The organism is Pseudacidovorax sp. 1753 (assembly GCF_040544975.1).
Taxonomy (GTDB): domain Bacteria; phylum Pseudomonadota; class Gammaproteobacteria; order Burkholderiales; family Burkholderiaceae_C; genus Xenophilus.
In genome coordinates this window covers 79301-105908 of record NZ_JBEPKY010000019.1, presented here as the reverse complement: position 1 = coordinate 105908, position 26608 = coordinate 79301, and the positions used below count along the sequence as shown (strand labels likewise).

General features: G+C 69.6%; 24 protein-coding genes and 1 riboswitch. Of the genes, 14 read left to right on the top strand and 10 right to left on the bottom strand.

The features are described from left to right. Positions 1–5 precede the first annotated feature (5 nt). From ABIC63_RS22375 to ABIC63_RS22360, 4 genes are all read right to left on the bottom strand, one after another. The gene (locus tag ABIC63_RS22375; RefSeq protein WP_354321422.1) at positions 6–932 is read right to left on the bottom strand and encodes a class I SAM-dependent methyltransferase; all 927 of its coding nucleotides are present in this window, start codon (positions 930–932) and stop codon (positions 6–8) included. 45 nt (positions 933–977) lie between these two features. Continuing rightward, positions 978–1964, bottom strand: a complete 987-nt coding sequence (locus ABIC63_RS22370; RefSeq protein ID WP_354321421.1) for a VTT domain-containing protein — start codon at positions 1962–1964, stop codon at positions 978–980. A gap of 10 nt (positions 1965–1974) precedes the next feature. Continuing rightward, complete coding sequence (locus ABIC63_RS22365; RefSeq protein WP_294375093.1) at positions 1975–2796, bottom strand: DUF3047 domain-containing protein; 822 nt, start codon at positions 2794–2796, stop codon at positions 1975–1977. A 335-nt stretch (positions 2797–3131) separates the two neighbouring features. Beyond that, positions 3132–3338 carry a hypothetical protein gene (locus ABIC63_RS22360; RefSeq protein WP_294375095.1) on the bottom strand — a complete coding sequence of 69 codons (207 nt, stop codon included), beginning with the start codon at positions 3336–3338 and terminating at the stop codon, positions 3132–3134. A gap of 203 nt (positions 3339–3541) precedes the next feature. On the opposite strand from ABIC63_RS22360, the gene ABIC63_RS22355 reads away from it, so the two are divergent. Both ABIC63_RS22355 and ABIC63_RS22350 read left to right on the top strand, forming a co-directional pair. Next, positions 3542–5488: an alkaline phosphatase PhoX gene (locus ABIC63_RS22355; protein WP_294375097.1), complete on the top strand. Its 1947-nt coding sequence runs from the start codon at positions 3542–3544 to the stop codon at positions 5486–5488. Beyond that, entirely contained in the window at positions 5488–7215 is a 1728-nt protein-coding gene (locus ABIC63_RS22350; protein ID WP_354321419.1) for an Aq_1262 family (lipo)protein, read from the top strand. Before ABIC63_RS22355 ends, ABIC63_RS22350 begins: the two co-directional genes overlap by 1 nt. A 30-nt stretch (positions 7216–7245) precedes the next feature. Here ABIC63_RS22350 and thiC read toward each other — a convergent pair whose 3' ends face one another. Next, the gene (thiC, locus tag ABIC63_RS22345) at positions 7246–9111 is read right to left on the bottom strand and encodes a phosphomethylpyrimidine synthase ThiC (protein WP_294375105.1); all 1866 of its coding nucleotides are present in this window, start codon (positions 9109–9111) and stop codon (positions 7246–7248) included. A gap of 116 nt (positions 9112–9227) precedes the next feature. Next, a riboswitch (TPP riboswitch) is annotated at positions 9228–9336 on the bottom strand. 221 nt (positions 9337–9557) lie between these two features. Between thiC and ABIC63_RS22340 the strand changes: the two genes are divergently transcribed. From ABIC63_RS22340 to ABIC63_RS22295, 10 genes are all read left to right on the top strand, one after another. Continuing rightward, positions 9558–12110, top strand: coding sequence for a type VI secretion system Vgr family protein (locus ABIC63_RS22340; protein WP_294375108.1), 2553 nt, complete (start codon positions 9558–9560; stop codon positions 12108–12110). Next, a complete protein-coding gene (locus tag ABIC63_RS22335; protein WP_294375111.1) occupies positions 12107–12892 on the top strand; it encodes a DUF4123 domain-containing protein in 786 nt (261 codons plus the stop codon). Before ABIC63_RS22340 ends, ABIC63_RS22335 begins: the two co-directional genes overlap by 4 nt. A 49-nt stretch (positions 12893–12941) precedes the next feature. Further along, entirely contained in the window at positions 12942–13487 is a 546-nt protein-coding gene (locus ABIC63_RS22330; protein WP_294375114.1) for a DUF3304 domain-containing protein, read from the top strand. 23 nt (positions 13488–13510) lie between these two features. Beyond that, positions 13511–13729, top strand: coding sequence for a hypothetical protein (locus ABIC63_RS22325; RefSeq protein ID WP_294375116.1), 219 nt, complete (start codon positions 13511–13513; stop codon positions 13727–13729). After that, positions 13726–14268, top strand: a complete 543-nt coding sequence (locus ABIC63_RS22320; protein ID WP_294375119.1) for a DUF3304 domain-containing protein — start codon at positions 13726–13728, stop codon at positions 14266–14268. Before ABIC63_RS22325 ends, ABIC63_RS22320 begins: the two co-directional genes overlap by 4 nt. Positions 14269–14290: 22 nt before the next feature. Then, complete coding sequence (locus ABIC63_RS22315) at positions 14291–16123, top strand: T6SS phospholipase effector Tle1-like catalytic domain-containing protein (RefSeq protein ID WP_294375121.1); 1833 nt, start codon at positions 14291–14293, stop codon at positions 16121–16123. A 54-nt stretch (positions 16124–16177) separates the two neighbouring features. Next, positions 16178–16441: a PAAR domain-containing protein gene (locus tag ABIC63_RS22310; RefSeq protein WP_294375124.1), complete on the top strand. Its 264-nt coding sequence runs from the start codon at positions 16178–16180 to the stop codon at positions 16439–16441. A 323-nt stretch (positions 16442–16764) separates the two neighbouring features. Continuing rightward, entirely contained in the window at positions 16765–17742 is a 978-nt protein-coding gene (locus ABIC63_RS22305) for a Bug family tripartite tricarboxylate transporter substrate binding protein (protein WP_354321418.1), read from the top strand. A gap of 10 nt (positions 17743–17752) precedes the next feature. Continuing rightward, the gene (locus ABIC63_RS22300; RefSeq protein WP_354321417.1) at positions 17753–19504 is read left to right on the top strand and encodes a thiamine pyrophosphate-requiring protein; all 1752 of its coding nucleotides are present in this window, start codon (positions 17753–17755) and stop codon (positions 19502–19504) included. 83 nt (positions 19505–19587) lie between these two features. Beyond that, positions 19588–20106, top strand: a complete 519-nt coding sequence (locus ABIC63_RS22295) for a MarR family transcriptional regulator (RefSeq protein WP_354321416.1) — start codon at positions 19588–19590, stop codon at positions 20104–20106. A 30-nt stretch (positions 20107–20136) separates the two neighbouring features. On the opposite strand, the gene ABIC63_RS22290 is transcribed toward ABIC63_RS22295, so the two are convergent. Then, entirely contained in the window at positions 20137–20997 is an 861-nt protein-coding gene (locus ABIC63_RS22290; RefSeq protein WP_354321415.1) for a LysR family transcriptional regulator, read from the bottom strand. 123 nt (positions 20998–21120) lie between these two features. Between ABIC63_RS22290 and ABIC63_RS22285 the strand changes: the two genes are divergently transcribed. Beyond that, on the top strand, positions 21121–21963 hold the full coding sequence (locus ABIC63_RS22285) for an oxidoreductase (protein ID WP_354321414.1): 843 nt from the start codon (positions 21121–21123) through the stop codon (positions 21961–21963). Between the two features lie 48 nt (positions 21964–22011). Then, positions 22012–23424, top strand: coding sequence for an MFS transporter (locus ABIC63_RS22280; protein ID WP_354321413.1), 1413 nt, complete (start codon positions 22012–22014; stop codon positions 23422–23424). Positions 23425–23476: 52 nt separating this feature from the next. On the opposite strand, the gene ABIC63_RS22275 is transcribed toward ABIC63_RS22280, so the two are convergent. From ABIC63_RS22275 to ABIC63_RS22260, 4 genes are all read right to left on the bottom strand, one after another. After that, complete coding sequence (locus ABIC63_RS22275) at positions 23477–24715, bottom strand: PrsW family intramembrane metalloprotease (protein ID WP_354321412.1); 1239 nt, start codon at positions 24713–24715, stop codon at positions 23477–23479. After that, on the bottom strand, positions 24712–25332 hold the full coding sequence (locus ABIC63_RS22270; RefSeq protein WP_294375147.1) for a hypothetical protein: 621 nt from the start codon (positions 25330–25332) through the stop codon (positions 24712–24714). Before ABIC63_RS22270 ends, ABIC63_RS22275 begins: the two co-directional genes overlap by 4 nt. 106 nt (positions 25333–25438) lie before the next feature. After that, positions 25439–25771, bottom strand: coding sequence for a hypothetical protein (locus ABIC63_RS22265; protein WP_294375149.1), 333 nt, complete (start codon positions 25769–25771; stop codon positions 25439–25441). A gap of 60 nt (positions 25772–25831) precedes the next feature. Beyond that, the gene (locus ABIC63_RS22260) at positions 25832–26530 is read right to left on the bottom strand and encodes an HAD family hydrolase (RefSeq protein ID WP_294375151.1); all 699 of its coding nucleotides are present in this window, start codon (positions 26528–26530) and stop codon (positions 25832–25834) included. Positions 26531–26608 lie beyond the last annotated feature (78 nt).

Sequence of the window (26608 nt, the reverse complement as noted above, 5' to 3'; positions counted from 1 at the left end):
GCGCCCTATTCGCCGGCTGGCGCCGCGTACACCAGCACCTTCAGCGCCCGGTCGGCCGACACATCCGCGAAGGCCGCCGGGTTGGCCACCCGCTCGACGAAGCGCAGCGAAGGCGCCAGTTCGCGCATCTGGTCATGCAGGAAGGCCACGCCCAGCTCCGGCGCGTTGAGGCACAGCAGCGCATGGCCGCCCGGCGCCAGCAACTCGGGCAGACGGCGCATCAGCCGCGCATAGTCCTTGGTCGCCACGAAGCTGCCCTTCTGGTAGCTGGGCGGATCGACCACCACCAGCTCGTAGGGCCCGCCGCGCGTGACCTTGCCCCAGGTCTTGAACAGGTCGTGCGGCAGAAAGCTGGCACCGCCTTCCACGCCGTTGAGCCGGTGGTTCTGCTGGCCGATGGCGATGGCGCCGGCGCTCATGTCCACATTGACCACGCGGCCCGCGCCGGCCTGCAGCGCCACCACCGAGAAGGCGCAGGTGTAGGCGAAGAGGTTGAGCACCGCCGAGCCCGGCCGCGCGGCCACGTGCGCGCGCACCCAGCGCCGGCCCCCGGCCATGTCGAGGAAGAGGCCGTGGTTCTGGCCGCGCAGCACATGCACGCGGTAGCGGGCGCCGTCCTCGGTCACCACATGCGGGTCGGGCACTGCGCCGGCCATCAGGCGCGTTTCGCTGCGCCCCTCGTGCCGGCACTGGTAGACCCAGTTCAGCGGCTCGCCGGGCGCCACCTCGGCCCATCGCGCCTGCAGGGCCTCACCGATGCGGGCCAGGTCCTCATCGGCCAGCGGCTTGAAGCTGGTGAGCACGAAGACCGGGGGATAGGCGTCGAGCACCAGGTGCTCGCAGCCGGCGTGAAGGCCACCACGGCCGTGGAAGATCCGCCGCGCGTCAGGGGCGGGCGCTAGGGAATGGATGGCGTCGAGAAGGGCTTGCATGAGCCGGCGAGGTTGCCACGAAAACCTCGCCGCCTTGCCCAGGCCTCAGGCGCCGCCGGTCGCGCCCAGCGATGCGGGAACGGGCGGCGCCGCCTCGACCGCCCCGCCATCGCCCACGTCGGCGGCCGCCCAGGCCGACAGGCCACCTTCCAGCACGCGCACCCGCGGCAGCCCTGCCGCCATCAGTACCCGTGCCGCCGCGATGGCCGATGCATCGGCCGGGCAGTCGCAGAACACCACCAGGTCGCGGCCATCGGCCAAGGGGCCGAGCGCATGCGGAAGCTCGGCCAGCGCAAAGCCCACCGCGCCCGGGATGGCCCGCGGGTCGATCGCCCGCACCTGATCGCCACGCACGTCGAGCACCGTCGGCGCGCGCCCCTGCGCCAGCGCCGTGCGCAGGGCGTCGACGCTGATCGTCACGATGTCGTCGGCGCGGCGTGCCATCCGGCGCTGGTGGTAGCGCCAGAGCACGAAGGCCACCAGCAGCACACCGCCCACCACGGTGGCGGCCAGCCCGATGTTGGCCAGCACGGCCAGCACATCGCGGATGGCGGCGTGGAACACGGCACCCAGCAACAGGTAGCCCAGCGTCCAGACCAGGGCGCCGGCCGTCTCGAAGGCCAGGAAGCGCGCATTCGACATGCCCAGCGCGCCAGCCATGGGCGGCGCCACCACCGAGACGCCGGGCACGTACTTGGCCGCGATCAGCGACAGCCCACCCCACCGGCCGAGGATCGCTTCGCTGCGCGACACGCAGGTGTCGGCCGAGAGCGAGACGCGACACAGCAGCCGCATCACGGCATAGCCCCAGCGCCGTCCGGCCAGGAACCAGGCGCCGTCGCCCAGGATGTTGCCCAGCAGCGAGGCGAGGACGATGGCCACGGCATTCAGCGCCGAGCCGCCCATCGCCAGGCCACCCGCCACCACCAGAAACGGCACGGCCGGGACCGGCGCGCCGAGCCGGGCGGCCAGCGTCACCACCAGAACCACGGCGGGGCCCTGGGTGGCGAGCAGCGAGATGAGGTCGTTCATGGCAGCCCCCCTATTCGGCCATGCCACTGGCCGTGGGCCGCGCTTCGGCGCGCACGCCGGCGGGGCCCACGAGGCTCAGGTCGGAGAAGTAGGCCAGGCCGTGGCCGTGCGTGTTGTCGGCATCGGCCGAGACGACCACCGCCGCCACGCCGGGCGTGGCGCCCTGTGCCTCGGTGCCGAAGGCGCGGCGGTAGTCGGCCAGCAGGTTGCGGCGCTCGCTCACCCAGGTGCCGGGCTGCGCGGCGGGGCCGGATTCGAGCACCACCATGTGCATACGGTTGGTGAAGGCGTTGACCAGCATCTGGCCCTTGGCCTCCTTGCCGTCCCAGACGTAGCACAAGGCCTCGCTGGGCACGTCCTCGCCCGAGACGCTGCGCGCCACACCCAGGCGCGTGCGCTCCAGCAGCGGCAGCCGGTCGGTCGGAAAGTCGAAGAAGACGCAGAGCTTGGCCGCGCCATCGTCACCCGTGCGGGTGCGCAGGTCGGCGCCATCGACGAACTGGTCGACGCGCCAGCGCCAGCTGAGCACCGTCGACTCGTTCAGCGGTAACTGCACGCGGTGCGACAGCAGGCCATAGGAATCGTTGGCCTCGACCTTGAGCACGCGGCGCCCGTCTTCCGAGACGACGTCGAAGTGGGTGGGCGTCTTGTTGGGCAGCGTGCTGAAGTGCCAGGGTGCGGGCGGGACCGCACCGGCCGCGGCCGAGAAAGGCGTCAGCGCATTCGGCTCCTGTGCCTGCACGAGCGGCGCAGCAAGCGCCAGGGCCAGCCCGGCACCGGCCAGCGGGCCAGCGCCACGGCGAGCAGAGACGAAAACGGAAGCGATGTGCATGGACGGGCCCCGGGGTGACGCCTCGCGCTCGGATGGCAACGAGACGGCATGGAACCGGTCGCGCGCGGGCAGCCGAAAGTGTGCCGCAGGGCCACCCACAGATAAATCCCGCAAAAGGAATTACTTTGTCTCCCGCATGGGGACAATCCAACGCCGGCGCGCACACCGCCGGGGCGCGCGGCACATGCACGCACCCGAAGGTGACGTCCTCGCCAGCGCCATGCGGCTTGGACACTGGCCCGATCCTCCGACTCGCCTCGCTGGACCCGGCGTGTCGGAACTGGCAGGCCCCCTTCAGCGGCGCGTACGACGCGCCGAAGGCTCAGACATGCCTATCAGGCATGCGACGGCTCGCCCTCGCGCAGAGCCGTCTTCAGCGCCCGCGTTCCGCTGGCCAGCGCGGCCTCGTAGCTGTCCGCGGGCGACTCGCACTCGCGCACGGTGCGCCGGGGCTGCCCCTGCGCATCCGTCTGCTGGAGCTTCCACACGAAGGCGCCGGGTTGCGGCTCCTCCACGATGAGTTGAAGAGGTGGATGGTTCATGTCCGCGATGGTGGACCTGTTGCTGTGCCCCGGCTGTAGTCGCAGGCCTACGGGCTGCCATCCAGAGGGAACGGTGCGATGGCTGCCGCCAAGCTGACCATGCGAGTCAGCTTCCGGTCACTCCGCTTTCATGGCCGGGAACCAGACTCCGCCGCGAGCGAGGAGCTCAGGAATCACCCCACATGAAAACCAGAACCCCAACCATGTCCCTCCAGAAACTTTCCACCCGCCTCGGCGCGGTCGCGCTGGCTGGTGTGACCATCCAACTCGCCGCCTGCGGCGGCGGCTCGTCGTCCGTCTTCACGCCCGTCGCCACTCCAACGCAGAGCGGCAGCACCAGCAGTACGACCACCTCGTCTTCGAGCAGCAACACTGGCGGGTCGGTGCTCACCGCCATCGCCCAGGCCTTCGACGCCGCCTTCGGCAGCATCACGGCCGCCTTCACCGACAGCGAGAAGCGCCAGGTGCGCGCCACCAGCTCGGCCACCATCAACGGGCAGACCGTGCCCACCGGCTTCAACACCATCCTGCGCTCGGGCGACCGCCGCGGCAGCGACGCCAGCCTCAACACCTACGGCCTCATCCTGGACAACCAGATGAAGCCCATCCTGGCCTCGGACGGCTCGACCACCATCTCCGACGCCAACGACTTCACCTCGATCCTCAAGGTCGGCAGCAAGCTGTTCTCCGTCGCGCACATGGAAGACATTCCCGGCGCGCTGTACCTGACCGAGCTGTCGCAGGACAAGCAAAGCGGCGCCCTCACCGCCGTGAGCACCCGCGCGCTGGACCTGTCGGGCATCAACGGCATCGTCAGCCCCTGTGCCGGCAGCGTCACGCCCTGGCAGACCCACCTGGGCAGCGAAGAGGACGCGCCCGACGCCCGCACCGGCCGCGCCGGATACATGGCGACCTACTTCGGCGGCGGCACCACCATCGGCGGCGATGCCTCCAAGAGCAACCTGTACTTCTGGGGCTACCCGGTCGAAGTGGCGGTGGACGAATCGGCCAACGCCACGGTGACCAAGCACTACAGCATGGGCCGCATGTCGCACGAGCTGTCGTACGTGATGCCCGACAACCGCACCGTCTACCAGTCGGACGACGAGACCAACACCAGCTACTACATGTACACCGCCGACAAGGCGGGCGATCTGACGGCCGGCACGCTCTACGCCATCAAGGTCAACCAGACCACCCCGGCCGGCACCACCGACCTGGTGGACGCCAACGTGTCGTGGATCAAGCTGGGCCACGCCAGCGACAGCGAGATCAAGACGCTGATCGACGCCGGCACCAAGTTCTCGGACATCTTCGACACGGCCACGCCGGATTCGAATGCGCAATGCGCCACCGGCTTCAAGTCCGTGAACACGACCTACGGCCTGGAGTGCCTGGCCCTCAAGTCGGGCAAGGAGAAGGCCGCCGCCTTCCTGGAGACGCGCCGCTACGCCGCCTACCTGGGCGCCACCATGGAGTTCCGCAAGGAAGAAGGCATGACCTTCGACCCGGACGGCAAGCGCATGTACGTGTCGTACAGCTTCCTGGAGCGCGGCATGGAAGACAACCGCAAGCTGGGCGTGGCCAACACCCAGTACGACCGCGGCGGCAACAACGACATCAAGGCCATCTTCAACCACTGCGGCGCCGTCTACGCCTACGACATGGGCAGCGATACCACCATCGGCAGCGACTACGTGGCCAAGTCCATGCACGGCGTGCTGGCCGGCATCATGACCACCAAGGCCGACCCCAACCGACTCAACCCGCGCACCGTCGACGCCTACCCGAGCGGCCCGAGCGCCGGCAACGTCTGCTCGCTCGACGGCATCGCCAACCCGGACAACATCACCTTCATGCCGGGCCAGAAGACCCTGCTGATCGGCGAGGACTCCGACGACGGCCACCAGAACGACATGACCTGGGCCTACAACATCGAGACGAAGAAGCTCACCCGCATCATGACCACGCCCTACGGCTCGGAAGTTACCAGCCTCTACTACCACCCCAACATCAACAACTTCAGCTACATCCTGAACGTGGTGCAGCACCCGTATGGCGAGAGCGACCAGAGCATGGTCAGCCCCACCAGCGCGGAGCGCCGCTCGTACCTCGGCTACATCGGCCCGCTGCCGGTGCTGAAGAAGTGATGGGCCGCCAGGGGCGGGCAAGCGCGGCGCTGACGCCCCTGCTGGTCGGCGCGGCATTGCTGCTCGCGGGCTGCGCCGACCCGGACGATGGCGGCGTGAGCCTGGAGGGCCGCACGCTGGAGAACCGGCTCGCCTACATCCCGCCGCAGTGCTACACGATCGCCAAGGTGGCGGCGTTGCGCCACAACCCCTGCTACGTCTGCCATGCGGAGGCGCCCGAGCCCAATCCCAACGGGCAGCCCGAGCTGCAGCAGGAATACGCCTTCCCGCAATTGCAGGCGGGCCGGGTGCCGCGCAACCCCTGGACCAATCTGTTCAAGGACCGGCGGGCCGAGGTCGCAGCCATCGCCGACGCCGACATGGCCCGCTATGTGGCCGAGGACAACTACCACGGCGCCAACGGCACGCTGCGGCTGACCGAGCGCCTGGCGCAGCTGCCCGCCCGCTGGGACGCCGACGGCAACGGCCGCTGGGACGGCTACCGCCCAGATGCCTGGCTGAACTTCGACGCCCAGGGCTGGGACCATGCGCCCGACGGCACGCCCACCGGCTGGCGCAGCTTCGTCTACCACCCCTTCCCCGGCGCCTTCATGCCCACCAACGGCTCCTTCGACGACGTGGCGATCCGCCTGCCTGCGGCCTTCCGCCGCGACGCGCAGGGCCGCGAAAGCCTGGCGGTCTACACCGTCAACCTGGCCATCGTCGAGTCGCTCATCACACGGCAGGACGTGCCCATCGACCCGGTGGACGAGCGCGCCCTGGGCACGGACCTGGACGGCGACGGCCACCTGGGCATGGCCGACCACATCGCCTACATCTGGCCCGCCGAGCCGCAGCGGCGCATGCGCTATGCCGGCCAGGCCGGCGCGCAGCAGGCGGCCGGACAGGTGCACCTGGCGGCGGGGCTGTACCCCGAAGGCACGGAGTTCCTGCACAGCGTGCGCTACCTGGCGGTGGGCAACGACGGCACCGTGTCCGCATCGCCGCGCATGAAGGAGCTGCGCTACGCCCGCAAGGACGGCTGGCGCACCTATTCGCAGCTGCGCCACACCGCCTCCATCGAAGGCAAGGAGCAGGCGCTCAAGCCCGAGAACCCGGAGGTCTTCCCGGGCAATGCGGAGCGGGGGCTGTCCAACCGGCAGGGCTGGGTCTACCAGGGCTTCATCGAGGACCGCCGAGGCCAGCTACGGCCGCAGAGCTTCGAGGAAACCGTCTACTGCATGGGCTGCCACAGCGGCATCTCGGCCACCGAGGACGGCAGCTTCGCCTTCGCGCGCAAGCTGCGCACCGGCGCGGCGCATGGCTGGCTGGCCTGGAGCGACATGGTGCACCAGCCGCCCGTGCCCGACCCGCTACGCACCGATGGACAGCCCGAGTACGCGAGCTACCTGCGCGCCAACCATGCGGGCGACGAGTTCCGGGAGAACCTGGAGCTGCTGACCAAATACTTCGGCCCCGACGGCCGCGAGAAGCCCGAGGCCTTCGCGCGGCTCGCCACCGACGTCTCGTCGATGACGCTGCCCAGCCCGCAGCGCGCCATGGCGCTGAACAAGGCCTACTGGCTGCTGGTGCGCGAGCAGTCCTTCAAGGCCGGCCGCAGCCCGGTGGTGGCCCCGGCGACGAATGTCTACCAGGAGGTGCCGCAGGATGCGACCACCGGCGTGGAAGAGCCGCTGCCCGCGCCACGGCTGGCGGCCGCGCGCGACGTGGCGTACCCGGCGCACTGAACGGGCCGCCCGCAGGCCAGGTGCGCCTTCTCAGCCCTTGGCCGGCTGGATCGGCACGTAGAACTCGCCGCCGCCCTCGCGGAACTCGCGCGACTTCTGGTCCATGCCCTGCGCCGCGTACTCGCGCACTTCCTGCGTGATCTTCATCGAGCAGAACTTGGGGCCGCACATCGAGCAGAAGTGCGCCACCTTGCTCGAATCCTTGGGCAGCGTCTCGTCGTGGAAGTCGCGGGCCGTGTCCGGGTCCAGGCCCAGGTTGAACTGGTCTTCCCAGCGGAACTCGAAGCGCGCCTTGGAGAGCGCGTCGTCGCGTGCACGCGCGCCCGGGTGGCCCTTGGCCACGTCCGCGGCGTGGGCCGCGATCTTGTACGCAATGATTCCCTGCTTGACGTCGTCCCGGTCGGGCAGGCCCAGGTGCTCCTTGGGCGTCACGTAGCACAGCATGGCGGTGCCCATCCAGCCGATCATGGCCGCGCCGATGGCACTGGCGATGTGGTCGTAGCCCGGGGCGATGTCGATGGTCAGCGGGCCCAGCGTGTAGAACGGCGCCTCGTGGCAGTGCTTGAGTTGCTCGTCCATGTTGGCCTGGATCATGTGCAGCGGCACATGGCCCGGGCCTTCGATCATGGTCTGCACGTCGTGCTTCCAGGCGATCTGCGTCAGCTCGCCCAGCGTGCGCAGTTCTGCAAACTGCGCCTCGTCGTTGGCGTCGGCACCGCAGCCGGGGCGCAGGCCGTCGCCGAGCGAGAAGCTCACGTCGTAGGCCTTCATGATTTCGCAGATCTCCTCGAAGTGCTCGTAGAGGAAGCTCTCGCGGTGGTGCGCGATGCACCACTTGGCCATGATCGAGCCGCCGCGCGAGACGATGCCCGTCATGCGCTTGGCCGTCATCGGGATGAAGGGCAGCCGCAGCCCGGCGTGGATGGTGAAGTAGTCCACCCCCTGCTCCGCCTGCTCGATCAGCGTGTCGCGGAAGATGGCCCAGGTCAGGTCTTCGGCCACGCCGCCCACCTTTTCGAGCGCCTGGTAGATCGGCACCGTGCCGATGGGCACCGGCGAGTTGCGCACGATCCAGTCGCGCGTGGTGTGGATGTTCTTGCCGGTGCTCAGGTCCATCACGTTGTCCGCGCCCCAGCGGATGGCCCACACCAGCTTCTCGACCTCTTCCTCGATGCTGGAGGTGACGGCCGAGTTGCCGATGTTGGCGTTGATCTTGACCTTGAAGTTGCGGCCGATGGCCATCGGCTCGACCTCGGGGTGGTTGATGTTGGCCGGGATGATGGCGCGCCCGCGTGCCACCTCGTCGCGCACGAACTCGGGCGTGATGATCTTGGGGATGGCCGCACCCAGCGGATTGCCCGCCACGCGGCGCGCGCGCTCCTCGTCGGCCAGGTACTCGGCCATCCATTCGCGGCGGCCGTTCTCGCGCAGGGCCACGTACTCCATCTCGGGCGTGACGATGCCGCGGCGGGCGTAGTGCATCTGCGTGACGTTCATGCCGCTTTTGGCGCGGCGCGGCTGACGCTGCAGGGCTGCTGCCTCGGCGCGCAGCTGGGTGATGCGCTCGTGCTCCTGCGGGGCCTGCTGCTCCGCATGCTTGGCGCCGTCATCCAGCGCCTGGCGGATGCGGCCTTCGTAGCTTTCGGTGTCGCCGCGCTCGTCGATCCAGGCGGCGCGCAGGCCGGCCAGGCCGCGGCGGACGTCGATCTCGGCGTTGGGGTCGGTGTAGGGGCCGGAGGTGTCGTAGAGCGACACCGTCTCGCCATTGGTCAGGCGCACGTCGCGCACCGGCACCTGCAGATCGGGCCGGCTGCCGGCGATGCGGCCTTTGGTGGAAGCGGGAAAGGGCTCACGCGTCAGCGCGAGCAGATGGGCGAACTTGTCGGGGGCGTTCATGGGGCGGACTCTCCAAAGCACATGGGTGGATGGATGCCCCGCCATCGGCGCCAAGGGGGATGCGGGTGAGCCCGGCCCCGCCGATGCATAGACGGACGGATGGACGGACACACGCGCCTTGGCGCTGCAGCTCTTCTTACGCTGGTACTAACCAGATCAAGTTCGCGGTTCCGGCGGTCAGGTCCGCCGTCTCAGCACGCCATACGTGCACCCCGGAGCGGGGGCGATTCTAGGCAGGCCTGGCGGCAAAGCCAACCCAGACACCAGAGCCCGATGCGCACCGCGCCCTGCCGAAGCGGCTGCCGGTGAGAACTAGTTAACCAAAGCTCCGCCGCAATGCCGCAAGCCGGAGGTTGGGCCCAGGAGATGCACCTAAGCTCTTTGCGCCTGGTTGCAGCGCCCCCAGCGCGCCGCCATTGCTCAAGCAGATTCAGGGAGAACGATCCATGCCACACACCACCCTCGCGGTGCAAGGGCCCGCCATGCCCATGCACAACGGCGAGCCTGCCCTTCATCCCGTGCGGCTTTCCGGCCACGAAGGCGTCAACACACTGTTCGAATACGAACTCCTTCTCAAGACACCCGACGCCCTCAACTTCAGCCCCAGCCTCGGGGCCGATTTCGACCTGGACGCGTTCATCGGCCGGGAGATCACATGCTTCATCGACCTGGACGGCGCCGGCGAATTCATTCCCGGTTCGGTCGGTGCGCCGAGCCACGCCATCGGTGCGGGTCACCGGGAGATCAGCGCGCTGGTCACCGGCGCGGACTTCTGGGGCGAGGAAGGACGCCACCTTCAGTACCGGCTCACGCTGCGCCCCTGGCTTCATCTGGCCACGTTGACCACCGACTGCAAGGTATTCCAGAACAAGACCGTGGTCGACATCCTGGATGAGCTGCTGGCGGACTACCCGTATTCCGTGCACAAGCGGCTCTGCGAGCGCTATCCGCTGCGCGACTTCCAGGTCCAGTACAACGAGACCGACTTCGCCTTCTTCGATCGGCTGTGCCAGGAATGGGGCATCAACTTCCACTTCGAGCACATCGAAGGCAAGCACCGCCTGGTGCTCAGCGACGGCAATGCCGCATTCAGCCGCAACGACAGCGAGGCGTACCACACCGTCGAGTACCACGCACCGGGCTGGAAGGTCGACGCCGAATACATCCACAGCTTCGTCCCCTCGCACCAGCTCACCAGTGGCCGCTACGTCACCAGCGACTACGACTACACGCGCCCCAAGGCCGATCTCACCGCATCTCGCCGCGAACCACGGCCCACCGGGCACGCCGACAGTGAGATCTACCAGTGGCATGAGGGCACGGCGGGTACACATTTCGCCCAGCCCCGCGCAGGCACCGCCCCAGACGCCGACCCATTCGAGGAAGGGCGACTGCTGTCGCTGCTGAGGATGCAGGCTCTGCGCACACACGGTGCACGTGCGCGCGCCAGTGGCAATCTGCGGGGAATGCAGCCGGGACACACCTTCATCCTCGCCAAACATCCCCGGCCTGCCGCAAACGCGGAGTACCTCATCCTGCATACCGATCTGTGCATCGAAGAGATCGCACAGGACAGCCAGCCCCACCCAGCGGCAGCACATCGCCGCCAGCAGTGGGCCGTGCGAGTGGACCTGACGGTCCATCCCATCCAGGAGCCGCTGCGCCCCACCCTGACCCGATCAAAGCCTTATACGCGTGGCCCGGCGACGGCCCTGGTGGTGGGGCCCGCCAACGAAAACATCTGGACCGACGAGCTCGGACGCATCAAGGTCCAGTTCCCATGGGACCGCATCGGCCGCAGGAATCAGCACAGCAGTTGCTGGCTGCGAGTGAGCTCGCCCTGGGCGGGCAATCAGCTCGGCGCCATCCACATTCCGCGCGTGGGCCAGGAAGTGATCGTGGACTTCCTGGGCGGCGATCCGGACCTGCCCATCTGTACCGGGCGGGTGCATAACCAGCTGAACCTGCCACCCTGGCATCTGCCGAATCAGGCAGCGCTTTCCGGCGTGCGCTCGCGCGAACTGGCACCGGAAGGCGGCAACAGCGCCAGCGGCCGCTCCAATCATCTGGTGCTCGATGACACCCACGGTGCCATCCAGGCCCAGCTCAAGAGCGACCACCAGCACAGCCAGCTGAGCCTGGGCAAGATCACCCGCATCGAAGACAACGCAGGGCGCAAGGATCCTCGCGGCGAAGGCTTCGAACTGCGCACCGATGGCCCGGGCGCCATCCGTGCCCAGCAAGGCCTGCTCATCAGCACCGAAGGACGGGAGCGGGCAGAGGGCCACATCAAGGACATGGCGGAGGCGCTGTCCCGGCTCGCCACGGCGCAGCGACGGCACGAGGCCTTGGCGGGCGTTGCCACCCATCATCGGGTGCAGGCCAATGGCGAAGACCAGCACACCGTGTCACAGGTCCTGGGCCAGCAGCATCAGGCACTGGCGGGTGCAGGCTCCGCCACGCAGTTTCCCGAGCTGAGCAGTCCCCATCTGGTGCTCTCCAGCCCTGCGGGCATCGAAGCGACCACGCACGGCGCGCTGCACCTGGCCGCCGAAGGCCATACGGCCATCACGGCAGGCGGCCATGCCAGCGTGGCGGCCAGCGGCAGCCTGCTGGCGAGCGCACAGCAGGCGGTGCGCCTGTTCGCCAAGGAGCAGGGCGTGCGCGTCATCGCCGGCGAGGGTGCTGTCGAGCTTCAGGCGCAGGATGACCGCATCGAAATCATCGCCAAGCGCGTCCTGGAACTGATCAGCGAAAGCGACTGGGTGCGCATCAAGGCCGCCAAGGGCATCTCCCTGGACGTAGGCGGCACGCGCCTGGACGTCACGGCCGGCGGCTTCTTCTTCAACACCCCCGGTGCCCACCATGTGTGGGCAGCGGACGTGCAGAACTTCGGCCCCAAGACGGCCAAGACCCTCCTGCCGCAGCTTCCAGAGCGGGTATGCATCCCTTGCCTCATGGCCGCGGCGCGCGCCGGCAGCGCCATCTCCACGCTATGAACGCGACGACGACCTCCATGTACAGATACGTCCTGCTGGACGGTGCACTCGTGCACGAGCAGCTCAAGGCATTGGCCGCGTTCGCCAAGCCAGGCGCGCTGTTCGAGCCGCTGATGCCTCATCCGGAACAACACCTGGCCGGCCCTTTGCTCATCTCGCTGGACCAAGCCCGCGCCGACGAGGGCGTCGGCAAGCAGGTGCGTGCCGTGTTCGGCGGATTCGGGCATGGCCTTCACGTTGCGGTGCTCACGTCCCACTTGGCACTGCCCGAGCTGGCCAGCCACCTGCGCCGCGCCGTCTGGTTCACCGACGACAGCGGCGAAAGCTACGGCCTGCGCATTGCGGACTGCCGGGTGATGGCCTACCTGCCCGGCATCCTGACCCCCGAACAGTGGCGTGCCGTGACAGCGCCAATAGCCAGTTGGTCCATTGGGGACCGGCAGGGCAAGCGCCGCCCGCTGGCTCTGGACGCTGAGCACACGGACGCCTTCGAGGGCCTTCGACTGACAGCCACGCAGATCGACCAGTTGATCGACGCAGGAGAGCCGGACGCGCTGCTGCTGCGCATGGGCCGCGCGGCCGGCCAAGTCGCCGACCCGCGGCACCACGAGGATTTCGCCATCGCCGAGGCCTGTGTGCGCCATTGGCGCGAATCCGGCAGCACCGACCGCGCGCTGCTCCTGGAACTGGCGCGTCTGGCATTCGCGGCCGGCGCGGGGAGCATCAGGAACGCGGCGTGGATGAAACAGGCATGGCAGAACGTCGTGGCGCGCAGGCGATGAGCGCCTGTGTCGCGTCTTCGCCGCGCTCGACGCCCAGCCAGGAGACCGCATGAAGCTCGCACGACGTCTTGCGCACGTACTGGCCGCCCTTGCCCTGGCCCTGCTCGCCGCCGGCTGTGCAGGCTCCTCCGAAGACCTCTTTCCCGACAAGCGGACCATCGGCGTGCCCGTGGGCGCCGTGGGGCACTACGGCAAGGGCATCGGCGTCCCTCTCTACACCATCAACGACAGGTTCAAGGATGGCGGCGTCTCGACCTGGGGCGGCGGCGGCGCGGGCAATTGCTGCGTGCTTCTCCCACGCAAGATCACCGGACCTGTGATGGTCACCATCCGCTGGCAGACCTACCGCAGCAGCGTCGACGAACTCCTCGAACACGAAGCCACCGTCCCCATCCACTTCGCCGTTGACCCAGGCGAAGGCGGCTCCGGACTCTATGTCCACTTTCTGCCGGGGCACACGGTGGCGGTCTGGTATGCCGAGCCAACCCCACTCAGCTCTGAGTACCCCGGCCCAGCGTTCCCTCGCGGCCCCGCCCCGCCCTACCGCCCACTACCCGGAGAAAAGCCCTCACCCCAGCCCACCAAAGCCAACTGATCAGCATCCACAGGGAGAACAACATGAGCACCTACAAGACCATCCTCGAACCCGCCACGATGCAGTACGCCAAGCCATTGGCGTTCCCACAGGCCGCCTTCTGCGAGCAGATCATCAACATCGGCCTGTTCTTCGACGGCACCGACAACAAGCTCCGCCTGCGCGCCGCCCGGCATCACAGCGTGCCTGCGCAACCCGCCTCAGGTCAGCCGCACTCGACACCCTGCCAGGAGGCCGCATGAACCTCGCACGCTGCCTGACCCGCGCACTGGCAGCCCTTGCCCTGGCCCTGCTCGCCGCCGGCTGTGCAGGCTCCTCCGAAGACCTCTTTCCCGACAAGCGGACCATCGGCGTGCCCGTGGGCGCCGTGGGGCACTACGGGGACGGCATCGGCATACCACGGTTCTCCATCAACAACCAATTTCGCGGCCCCGGCATCTTGGGCTGGGGCGGCGGCGGCGCAGGCGATTGCTGCGTCCTGCTTCCTCTCCATATCACCAAGCCCATCCTCGCCACCGTCCGCTGGCAGACCTACCGGGACGACGTCGACGAACTCCTCGAACACGAAGCCACCGTCCCCATCCACTTCGCCGTTGAGCCTGGCGATAGCTCCGGCATGTACGTGCACTTCCTGCCAGGGCATCAAGTCCAGGTGTGGGTTAGCCGCCCATATCCCAACAGCTCGATCTATCCGGGACCTGCCTTTCCAAGAGGGCCTGCCCCTTCTTACAGCCCACTACCTGGAGAAAAGCCCTCACCCCAGCCCATCAAAGCTAACTGACAGCACCCACAGGGAGAACAACATGAGCGCTTACAAAACCATCCTCGAACCCGCCACGATGCAGTACGCCAAGCCATTGGCGTTCCCACAGGCCGCCTTCTGCGAGCAGATCATCAACATCGGCCTGTTCTTCGACGGCACCGACAACAACCACAGCTTTCACCCCTCCAAGTTCGACACGAACGTCTGGAAACTTTCCCTGGCCTATCGCAACGCCCCAGAGGACGGTTGCTTCCGTTACTACGTATCCGGCGTGGGCACCCCGTTCACCGAGATCGCACAGGAGGCGGCCGACGCAATGGGTGGTCCCTTTGGCGCAGGAGGTGAGGCGCGGATCGTCTATGGGCTGCTGCAGGTGTGCAACGCGCTTCATCGAGTCATCAATGCCGACGCCCCAAGGTTCGACGGAAAGGCCCTCGCCGCCCTCTGCTCGGAAACCCGACTCCCCGATACCAACGCCGGCGATGCCAGCACCGCACCCCCTCGCCTGACGCCCGAGCAGAAGATCCTCGAGCAACTCGGCCTGCCCTGCGGCCTCGTCGGCGCCAGCGACCGCAGCTTCCTGGGCGCCTCCATCGCCGGCGAGCGCCGCAAGTTCCTCTCTCGCATCTGCGGCGAGTTGCGCCAGCAGATCGCCCAGCGCGCCACCCGGCCTCGGCCCAAGGCCATCTACCTGGACGTCTTCGGCTTCTCCCGCGGCGCCGCCCAGGCCCGCGTCTTCGTCTCCTGGCTGCACCAGTACCTCATGCTCCAGGGCCAGCTCTTCGGCGTGCCCGCCTATGTGCGCATGCTCGGCATCTTCGACACCGTCGCCTCCGTCGGCCTGACCGATGCCATCGGCTCCGACGGCCACAACGCATGGGCCACCGCCGAGGACCTGCGCATCCACCCCGAGGTGCGCAATTGCCTGCATCACGTCGCGCTGCATGAGCTGCGGACCAACTTCCCTTCGGACAGCGTGGCGCAGGCCGGCGGCCTTCCGCTCAACTGCCAGGAGCACCACTGCCCCGGCGCGCACAGCGACGTGGGGGGCGGCTACGCCGCGGGCGAGCAGGGCAAGGGCATTCGTTTCAAGCGCCAGCGCGACCAGTTGGGCCAGTTCTTCGAGCAGCCGGAGCTGGCCGACGACCTGCGCCTGTCAAACCTGACGCTCAAGCACATGTACGACGCGGCCGTGCAAGCCTGCGATGGGCATGTCTTCGTGCCTTGGATCGCGCTCGACAGTTCTGCGGCTGCACGCCTTATGCTGCCGTCGCAGTTCGGCCTCGACTCCCAACCCCAGATCCGCAAGGCCGTAGAAACCTACTTCTCCACCTGCGGCGTCCCCACCGGCCTGGACACCCGCGAGGCCCTGCGCCGCCACGGCCAGTGCTACCTGGCCTGGCGCTATGCCGTCACCCGCCGCAAGAACGGCTTTGCCGAGCTGGCCAGCGTCAAGCAGGCCCGCCGGTTCGACGCCGAGGGCCTGGACTACTACCTGCGCGGCCAGCAGATCTTCGAGCAGCAGGTCGACCTGCTGGAGCGCCCGCCCGGACCCATCGACTTCATGGGCAACCGCGAGGTGATCCGCGGCTTCCACGCCAAGGCCTTGCAGATCTACAAGGAGATCAAGACGGGCACCGTCTCCTACGACCTGGGGCGCTTCTTCGACGAATGGGTGCACGACTCCTACGCCGGCTTCATCGGCAAGTTCCGCAGCCCCGGTGTCAACTGGGTTCAGGCCACCGGCAGCAACATGATTCACCTCGTCGCCGAGGGCCAGCGCTACATCCGCTGGCGCCAGATCTACCAGGGCAGCAACCAGGGGCTCAATGCCCAGCGCCAGATGAGCGTCGAGGAGGGGGCGGTTGCATGAGGCGCGGACCGGAAGATTCCGAGAGCGTCGTGATCGTCAAGACGGGGGGCGCCAATGCGTGATTCGCGAAACCGGCCCGTGGTCCGCCTGGGCGACCCCACCGACCACGGCGGGGAAGTGCTGACCGCGCTGGACATGATGGTGCTGGGCAAGCCGGTGACCGGCGAAGGATGTGTGGCGCGCTGCCCCAGCTGCGGTGGCATCTTCCGGATCGTGCCGGCGCACACCGAGCGGCGCCACCGCGGGCGCGTCGTTGCCTTCGAGGGCGACCTGACCGAATGCGGGGCCCGGCTGCTGTCGACCTTGCCGGGGAGCTAGCCAGAAGGGCTGACCGACAGGCAGATGGTTGCGACGCTGTCGCAACCATCGAATAGCACCTGCGGCCTCGACATGGTTTCGGCCCGCCTCATGGCGGCCGCCCACCCTCGGCTCCACCACCACCCGGAGCGTCTGCCGCAAGCGGCGGATCCGCCGCTCGTTGTGGAGCATCCCCCGCCCATTCAGCCCCGAGCAAAGAACGCTCTGCGGGTAACTGCTGAACCTGTCTCCCCCCTTCCCCCCTAGCATCCCCAAATCGCTCACATATTAGTGATCTGCCCCCCCGAGCGACGCCCCAGGCAGTCACGACTCAGGAGACAGACATGGTGAAGCTAGTTCGTTGCGTCCTCGCGGTCGCGCTGTCCGTGGTCGCGGGGGCCAGCCTGGCCCAGGAGGCCTATCCGTCCAAGCCCGTGCGCATCCTCATTCCCTACGCCCCCGGCGGCGGCGTGGATGCCGCCGCCCGCCTGGTGGCCCAGTCCCTGGGGACGGCGATGGGCCAGAGCTTCGTCGTCGAGTCCAAGCCCGGCGGCAACACCGTGATCGCGGCCGAGGCGGTGGCTCGCGCGGCGCCGGATGGCTACACGCTGCTGCTGACGGGCGGCTCCACCATGACGCTGCTGCCGCTCACGCAGGCCAAGCTGCCCTTCGTGCCGCTCAACGACTTCGTGCCGGTGGGCCAGGTGTCGCGCCTGCCCTACTTCCTCGCGGTGTCGGCCACGCAGCCCTACAGGAGCGCGAAGGACCTGCTCGCCGACCCGAAGGCGCGCGACGGCGCGCTGGCCTATGCGAGCAACGGCATCGGCTCGATGGCGCACATCGGCACCGAGATGCTGATCCAGCGTGCCGGCGCCAAGATGATCCACGTGCCCTACAACGGCTTCACGCCCGCCATCGCCGATCTGGTGACCGGGCGGACCGTGATGGTGATGGCCGACCTGGCGCCGCTCAACGCGCAGATCCAGGACGGCAAGCTGCGCCCGCTGGCCGTCGCGTCCGAGAAGCGCTCGCCCTTCCTGCCGGACGTGCCGACCTTGGCCGAAGCCGGCTTCCCCGGCACCGAGTTCGAGGTGTGGCTCGCGCTCTACGCGCCGGCGAAGACGCCGCGCGCCGTGGTCGACAAGCTGTCCGCCGAGCTGAACAAGGCGCTCGCCAACCCCGCCACGCGCGAGGCCTTCGTGCGCCTGGGCCACGAGGCCGACTACGCCGCACCCGATGCCGTGCGCAAGCGCATCCAGGCCGAGCAGAGCGCCTTCGCGCCGGCCGTTCGGGCCGCCGGACTGGCCGCGCAGACCAACTGACCACGCCCCCATGGACCTCCAACGCTCCCCCGACGACGACGACACCACCCCCCACACCGCCTCGCACCATCTGCTGCAGGCGCTGCTGGACCACGGCGTCGACTACCTGTTCTGCAACCTGGGGACGGACCACGCGCCGCTCATCGAAGAGATGGCGCGGTGGCGCGAGCAAGGGCGGGCGTTGCCCCAGGTGGTGCTCTGCCCGCACGAGAACACGGCCCTGCACATGGCCGGCGGCTACGCCATCGCCACCGGCCGCGGCCAGGCGGTGCTGGTGCATGTCGATGCCGGCACGGCCAACTCGGCCATGGCCATGCACAACCTGTTCCGCGCCCGCGTGCCGGTGCTGCTGATGGCCGGCCGCGCGCCGGCCACCACCTTCAACCAGGTGGAGGGCGGGCGCGACACCTATGTGCACTTCGTGCAGGAGCCCTTCGACCAAGGCAGCGTGGTGCGTCCCTACGTCAAGTGGGAATACACGCTGCCCTGGCCGTCGATGGCGGCCGAAGTCATCGCCCGCGCGCACTCGGTGATGCAGAGCGATCCACCGGGCCCCGTGTACCTGATGCTGCCGCGCGAGATGCTGGCCGCGCCCTGCCCGCCGCAGGAGCTGCATCCCTTTCCGGCGGCCAGCCACCGGCCCGTCAAGGCCGGCGGCGCGCATCCGGCGCCGATCCAGCAGATCGCGGAAAAGCTCGTGGCCAGCGAAGACCCGCTGCTGGTCACCGCCTATGCCGGCCGCCATCCGCGCACGCCCGCCCTGGTGGACGCGCTGGCGCGACTCGTCGGCATGCGCGTGTGCGAGTTCAACAGCGTGCACCTGAACATCCGCCGCGACAGCCCCTGCTTTGCCGGCTACCTGCCCGGCCCCTTCGCCGAGAAGGCCGACGTCGGCCTGATGCTGGACGTCGACGTGCCCTGGGTGCCGAAGACCACCCGCGTCAACCCGAACGCCTGGTGGGCGCAGATGGACCTCGACGCCATCAAGCGCGACATGCCGATGTGGGGCTTTGCGACCCACGCACGCATCGAGGGCGACAGCGAACTGCTGCTGGCCCAGCTCATCGACGCCGTGAAGTCGCTCGCCACGCCGGCCTTCGAGGCAAGGGCGGCCGAGCGGATGAGGAAGCTCGAACGCGAACATGCCGAGCGCCAGCGCAGGATCGACGCCGCGGCGCAAGCGCCCGGCGAGCGCGGTGCCATCAACCCGGCCTACCTGTGCGCCGCCATCCACCGGGCGCTGGACAGCCGCGACACCGTGCTCAACGAAGGCATCCGCAACACGCTCACGGTGTTCGACCAGGTGCCGCGCAACGAGCCCGGCACGCTGCTGGGGCTGCCGGGCGGGGGGCTGGGCTTTTCGGCCGGCACGGCGCTGGGCGTGAAGCTGGCGCGGCCCGACGCCCGCGTGGTGCATTTCGTGGGCGACGGCACCTTCTACTTCAGCAATGCCACCTCCACGCTGGCCGTGGCGCAGGAGTACGGCCTGCCGATCTTGACCGTCGTGCTCGACAACGGCGGCTGGTCCGCGGTGAAGGAAGCCACCCTGCGCATGTACCCCAAGGGCCGGGCCTTCGCGACGGACGAGTACGCATCGGTGCTGCCCACCGGCATGGACTTCGCCGGCGTGGCCGAGGCCGCCGGTGCGCATGGCGAGCGGCTGGTCGATCCGGCCGATGTCGAGGCGGCCGTCGCCCGCTGCATCCGCGCGCTGGACGAAGGGCGTAGCGCCTTGCTGCACGCGCGCATCGCGCCGCTCTGAGGAGCGCGGAAAGAGGGGGTCCATTACCATCCGGGCGACCCGCAGGCCGCCCCATCGGGAGGCCGCCCGACCGAAGCCGCATCTTGACGAACAAGCCCGCCGCGCGCAGCCGCCAGCGTCGACCCTCCCCCGCCCCTTCAGCCCGTGCGCAGCCGCGGCGCAACCTTCCCTTGCTGCTGCTGCAGGTGCGCGCCGCCATCGTGGGCCGCTTCCGCCATGTGCTCAAGAAGACGGGCCTGACGGAGCAGCAGTTCCGCATCCTTCGCGCGCTCCATGTGCGCGGCACGCTGGAGCCGCGGGAGCTCTGTGCCATCTGCCATATCTCCAGCCCCAGCCTGAGCGGCGTGCTCGCGCGCATGGAAGGCCTGGGACTGGTGCAGCGCGAGCGGCACCCGGACGACCAGCGCCGGCAGCATGTGTCGCTCTCGCGCCGGGCGCAGCAGATGTTCGCGGACGTGAGCGAGGACATGGAGGCCGTCTACCAGGAACTCGAAGCGGCCCTGGGCCCGGCCTTCGTGGACCAGATGTACGCCATGTGCGACACGGTGCTCGAGGTCCTGAAGGCGCCAGAGGGCGAGGCTCCGGCCGAGGACGACGCCTGAAGACGCAGTCGGCTCGATCTGCCCTGCGCCTCAGCCCTGCAGCCCGGCCACATGCTCATTCACGATCGCAATGAACGCCCGCAGCCGATTCAGCCGCCGCAGGTCGCGGTGATAGCCCATCCAGATCTCCCGGGCGGGCGGCTCTTCCGGCAGTTGCAGCCGGCGCAGGCCGCCCACCTGGTTGCCCACCACCTGGGGCAGCACGGCGATGCCGATGCCGTGGCTGCTCATGCGGGCCTGCACGTTGCGGTTGTTCGATGCCAGCAGCGGCCGGGCGTTGGGAAATCGGGTCTTCAGCCACGCGATGTCCGGGAACTGGCCGGTCGAGGTGTCGTGCGTGATGAGCCGAAAGCCCGCGCCGTCGCCGAACACCGGGTCGGGTGAGGCCGTCGCGATGTAGACGCCGTAGGGCAGGCGCACCAGCTTGCGTTGCACCACGTCGGGCGCGTTGAAGGGGGCGATCCGGAACGCGATGTCGGCCTCCCGCTGCGCCAGGTTGAACAGGCGCGTGCCGGTCAGCACTTCGAGATCGACGCGCGGGTACGACCGGGCGTAGTCCGCAATGATCGGCGGCAGGACGAAGGCGCCGAACCAGTCGGCCGACGAGATCCGCAGGCTGCCCTGCAGCTTCTCTTCCCCGCCCGCCAGGCGCCGCTGCATGGCGAGCGCGCCCTCCTCCATCTGCTCGGCCAGCGCCACGATGCCCGCGCCCTCGTCCGTGGGCACGAAGCCGTCCGCGGTGCGCTGGAACAGCGTGTGGCCCACGGCCTGCTCCAGGGCCCGCAGCCGGCGCCCGATGGTCGGATGGCTCAGCTGCAAGGCGCGTGCGGCACCGCCCAGGGTGCCCGCGCGCACCACGGCCAGGAAGATGCGCACATCGCTCCACTCCACGGCACGACCCCTTTCAGAAATGAACGGGCAGCGTACAGCATTGTCAGTTGTCGAACAGATTCAGATCGCTAGATTCCTTCCATGCCGGCGCCTCGGCCGGCTCACCGCATCGAAAGGAAAAGCATGCAGAAGAAGACCTGGTTGATCACCGGCTGCTCGGCGGGCCTGGGCCGCGCCCTGGCCGAGGCGGTGGCCGCACGCGGCGACCGGCTGGTGGCCACCGCGCGGTCCGTCGCTTCGCTGGAAGACCTGCGCCAGCGCTACCCGCAGACCGTGCAGGTGGTCGCGCTCGACGTCACCCGTCCTGGCGATGCCGCGCAGGCCGTGGCGCTGGCCGAGCGCACCTTCGGCGGCCTGGACGTTCTGGTCAACAACGCGGGCGTCGGCTTCATCGGGGCCATCGAGGAAGGCGAGCCGCACGAGTACCGGCCGGTCTTCGAGATCAATGTGTTCGGCCTGATCGAGACCACCCGCGCCGCGCTGCCGGCGCTGCGCCAGCGCCCCGGGGCGCGCATCGTCAACCTGTCGTCCGGCGCCGGCATCGCGGGCTCGGCCGGCTCGGGCTTCTACAACGCGACCAAGTTCGCGGTGGAAGGGCTCTCCGAAGCGCTGGCCGAGGAACTCGCGCCCCTGGGCGTGAAGGTGATCATCGTGGAGCCCGGGCCCTTCCGCACCGAGTTCCTGGGGCGCTCGATGGCCACGGCGGCCCGCCGGATCGACGCCTACGCGCAGACGGCCCATGCCCGGCGCGACTACCGCGAACGCAACGATGGCAGGCAGGCCGGCGATCCGGCCAAGGCCGTCGCCGTCATGCTGCAGGCCGTCGACGCCGACAACCCGCCGCTGCACCTGCCCCTGGGGCCGGCGGCGCACCGGACGGCCGCGCGCAAGCTGGAGGCCTTCCGCGCGGACATCGCTGCCTGGCGCGACCTGTCCATCGCGACCGACTTCCCGCCGCAAGACTGAGGGCCGGGTCATGACAGTCACAAAGGCTCGGTCCACATGAAGGTGGCCATGAACCTTTCGACATCCGGGCAGCAAGGCAGCGGCGCCGATGCCCGCCGATGGCTGGCCCTGTGCGTGCTGCTGGCCGGCACGCTGCTGCCGCCGCTGGACTTCTTCATCGTCAACGTGGCGCTGCCCGCCATCCAGGCCGACCTGCAGGCGACGCCTTCGCTGGCCCAGCTGGTCGTGTCGGTGTATGCGGCGGCCTATGCCGTGACGCTGATCCTCGGCGGGCGGCTGGGCGACCTGTATGGGCGCAAGCGCATGTTCATCGCCGGGATGCTGGGCTTCGGCGTGGCGTCGGCGCTGTGCGGCTGCGCGCCCTCGCCGGGCGTGCTGGTCGGGGGCCGGCTGCTGCAGGGCATCAGTGCGGCGGTGATGGCGCCGCAGTCGCTGGCGTCCATCCATGCCATCTTTCCGGCCGGGGAGAAGTCGCGTGCCCTCGGCATGTACGGCGCCACCTTCGGCGCGGCCTCGGTGGCCGGCCAGTTGCTGGGCGGCCTGCTGGTGTCGGCCGACCTCTTCGGGCAGGGGTGGCGCACGGTCTTCCTGATCAACCTGCCGATCATCGCGCTGGCCATTCCGGCAGCCATCGCCTGGGTGCGCGATAGCCGCTCCGAGCAGGCGGCGCGCCTGGACATCGTGGGCGCGCTGCTGCTGGCTGCCGGCCTGCTGGCGCTGGTGGTGCCGCTCATCGAAGGGCGCGAGCAAGGCTGGCCCACGTGGTGCGTCGGCGTTCTCGCGCTCGCGCCGCCGCTCCTGCTTGCGTTCTGGCGTTGGGAACAGCGGCAGGAGCGGGGCCGCGGCACGCCGCTGGTGCCGCCCGCTGCGCTGGCCTCGCCGGGCCTGCGGCGCAGCCTGGCCGCCGCGTTCTTCTTCTACACGCTGGCGCCCTTCTTTCTGGTGTTCGCCGTCTACGAACAGAGAGGGCTGGGCCACGACCCGTTGACCGCGGGGCTGGCCGTGCTGCCGTTGGGCGTCGGCTTCCTGCTCGGACCACTCAGCGGCGCGACCCTGGCGCGACGGCTGGGCGCTGACACCGCGGCATTCGGCATGGGCCTGGAGGTGGTGGGCGTGCTGGCTGCCGCGGGCCTGGCCTGGGTCGATGCGCCAGGATGGCTGCCGGGGCCGCTGTTCCTTATCGGACTCGGCCAGGGCATCGCGCTGCCTGCGCTGGTGCGGCTGAACGTGGACCAGGTGGATGCACGCTGGGCCGGGCTGGCGGCCGGCATGGTCAATGCCACGCTGCAGATCAGCGCGGCGGTGTCGACCGCCGTCATCGGCGGCCTGTTCTTTGCGCTGTCCTCGCACGGCGCCGGGCCGGCGGCGGTGAAGGCGGCCTTTCCGGTGGCGCTGCTGGTGATCGCTGCGGGACTGGCGCTGGCGGTGGTCTTGAGCCGGAAGACCCGGGCGATGCCTTGAGGTCAGGCCGGGCGCCCGCTCATCAACGGCACAGGCCCGGGCGTCGCCCGGATCACGGCAGGCGCCCCACCCGCGGCTCCATCAGCACGCCGAGCGTCTCGCGCAGGCGCCGGATTCGCCGCTCGTTCTTCAGCGTCCTGCGCCCCCGCCCATAGATGGAGGCCTTGAGCACCAGCCGCAGCTGCTCGCGCTGCAACCGGCGCTTGAGCCGCCGCGCGCGGCGGCCGTAGTCGCGGCCGATGGCACGCCGGGCGCGCAGGCGTTCCAGCGGATCACCCAGGCGCTCGCGCTCGTCGTCGGCCAGCAGGTCGCGCTCGGGCACCAGCGCCTCGGCCTGGGCATGCAGGTAGGCACCGGTCTCGCGGGTGGCGGCGCGCCAGATCAGGACCGCGGCCAGCAGCAGGGGCAGGCCCTTGGTCACCATCAGCAAGCTGACGCCCAGGTTGCTGTTGGGAAACCAGCTTTCGAGCCAGGGCGAATTCCAGACGAAGTGCATGGCCCAGGCCAGCCCGAAGCAGGCCACGGCCACGCCCACGCGCACCGGCCGGCTGCGCTCGGTGTGCCGCAGGTACCAGGCCACGCCATAGGCGGCCACCGCGCTGAAGGCGGCATGGGTCCACGGGCCCGACAGCACCCCGCGGCTGAGCAGGTTCCACAGCACCGGGTAGACCTGGTTCTCCAGCGGGAAGTTGATGGCCGCGCGCACGGTGTACGCCAGGTTCTCCACCACCTGGAAACCCAGCCCGGCCATGGCGCCGACGATGAGCACCGACAGCTCGGTGCGGAACTGCCGGCGCGCCATCTGCACCAGCAGCAGCACGCCCGCGAGCTTGAGGAATTCCTCGGTGATGGGGCCGGCCAGGGCCGGGCCCCAGGTGGCGGCGAATTCGGGCGAGACCTGCTTGGCCGCCAGGCTCTGGATGGCGCGGTTGGCAGGCCCCGCCAGCGTGGGCGCGGCCAGGCCGCCCCAGGCAAAGGCGAGGCCGTAGGCCGCGGGCCGGTGCTGCGCCAGCAGGTCCATGGCGCCGAAGGCGGCCATGAACAGGCGCGCGTACAGCGCCCACGCCAGCGTGGCCAGCAGCGCCGCCACCGGCACCACGCGCAGGCCCGACAGGTAGAGCTGACCCATGGACCAGAGCCCGAGCAGCAGCAGCGCCACCATCAGCCAGAAGGCGGCCCGCCGCGGCTGGAAGAAGGGCTCCTCGGCCTCGAAGGCGTGCAGGCGCGCCAGGGCCTTGGGCTCGTGGGCGGATGGGGGTGAAGGCGCGGCCGGCACGACCAGCGGTCTCATGCGGCGCCCAGGTCCATCGAGGCCAGCATGTCCTGCGCCTCGGTCAGCGCCTGCGCGCCGGCGTCGGTGTCCTGGTTGGGGCCGTAGAAGTCGACGGTGACGACGGTGGCGCGCGCCTCGTCCATCACCAGCCAGAGCCGACCGCTCGTGCGCGCCCCGTAGTAGGCGAAGGTGGTGCCCTGCAGGCCCCAGTCGGTGAAGAAGTCCGAGGGCTCGCCTTCCACGCGCAGGCGGTAGCCGCGCTCCAGCAGCCGCTGTTCGCGCCGCAGCAGGCCGTCGGCGTCGCCATGCCAGGCAGCGGTCTGCACCGAAAAGCTGTGGCCGCTCTTGACCAGCACCAGCGACTGGCCGGGCCGCGAGCGGGCCACGTCCATCTGCCAGCCGGGCGCCGGCACGAAGCGGGCCGGGCCGATGGTGAGCGGCTGTCCCTGGGCCACGGCCCGCGCGCTCGGCGTGAGCTGGTCCCACAGCTGCAGCCCGCCCACGTACAGCACCATGGCGGCCGCCAGGGCGAGCGTGGCGGGCCAGGTGGACTGGCCAGGACGAGGAGCGGCAGGCATGCCGGCGATGCTGCCATGGCCGGACTGCACGGCGCTGACACGGGATGGCGAGGTCATGGGGGCAAGCGTGCAACGCGCATGCCAGCGGCCGGGCGGGCGAGCATTCGGACGCCTTCGGCTTCGCCCGCGGTGCGAGCGCCCTTCGGAGTGGCCGTGCGGGCGCTCATTCCTTCTCGGTCTCCAGGTGCGCGTCGCAGCCCTGGCCCGCGGCGATGTAGCGCCGGGCCAGGCGCGCCAGCAGCGGGGCGGCGCGCCGCAGTGGGCGCGGCAGCCAGCGCTCGGGTTGCACGATCAGCCCGCAGCGGTAGACCTGCGCCTCGGCCTGCCAGACCAGCGCGGCGCAGGCGCCCTGCGTGCGACGGCTGGCCACGATGCCCAGCGGACAGGGCGCATGCGCACAGCACACGCCGCAGCCGTTGCACGGGGCGCCGTAGGGCGGCTTCTCCGGCGCCTCGGGCTGCAGGTGGATGACGCGGTGGGATCGGGGGTCGCCCATGGTGGCAGGGGGCAAGGCGGCGAGGGCGGCGGCGCGACGGACGCAGGGCAGAGGCCGGGCTCAGCGCCCGGTCCACGCGGCCAGCAGAGCGGGCAGCCGAGCCATGTCCTCGAACGTGGTCGCCGCGCCGACCGACAGCAAGGCCTGGCTGCCGCTGTGGCCCGGCCCGCCCGGGCTGTAGCCGAAGACAGTCGCGCCCGCGGCCACGCCGGCCGTGGCGCCGGTGACGGTGTCTTCCACCACGGCGCAGCGCCCGGCCGGCACGCCCAGGGCGGCGGCGGCGGCCAGGTACACGTCGGGATGCGGCTTGCTGCGCGGCGTCTCATGGCCGCTGAAGATGCGGCCTTCGAACAGCTCCAGCAGTCCCACCTTGGCCAGCTGCAGCTCGACCTTGCGCCGATCGGCGCCCGAGGCGCAGGCGATGCGGCCGTCCAGCCGCTGGTGCAGGTCACGCACGGCCTCCACCGCACCGGGAATGGCGACCAGCTCGCGCTCCAGCGCCTCGTTGCGACGGGCCCAGAAGCGGTCGAGCCAGGCGCGATCGATGCGCACGCCGGTCTCCTGGAAGATGCGCTCGGCCTCGTCCTTCACGGCCTTGCCGATGAAGACCTGCATCGCCTCTTCCTCGGTGATGGCCCAGCCCAGCTCGTGGAGCATCGTCACCAGCACGCGGTGGGTGATCGGCTCGGAATCGACCAGAACGCCGTCGCAGTCGAAGAGCACGGCGTCGAAGGGGAACGGGGAGGCGGCAGAGGACATGCGGGCTGGGGGAAAGGAAGACGACGGAAAGCCGACGAGCATAGCCGCCGGCCTCCGTCACCGCCCTGCCCCGCGCCG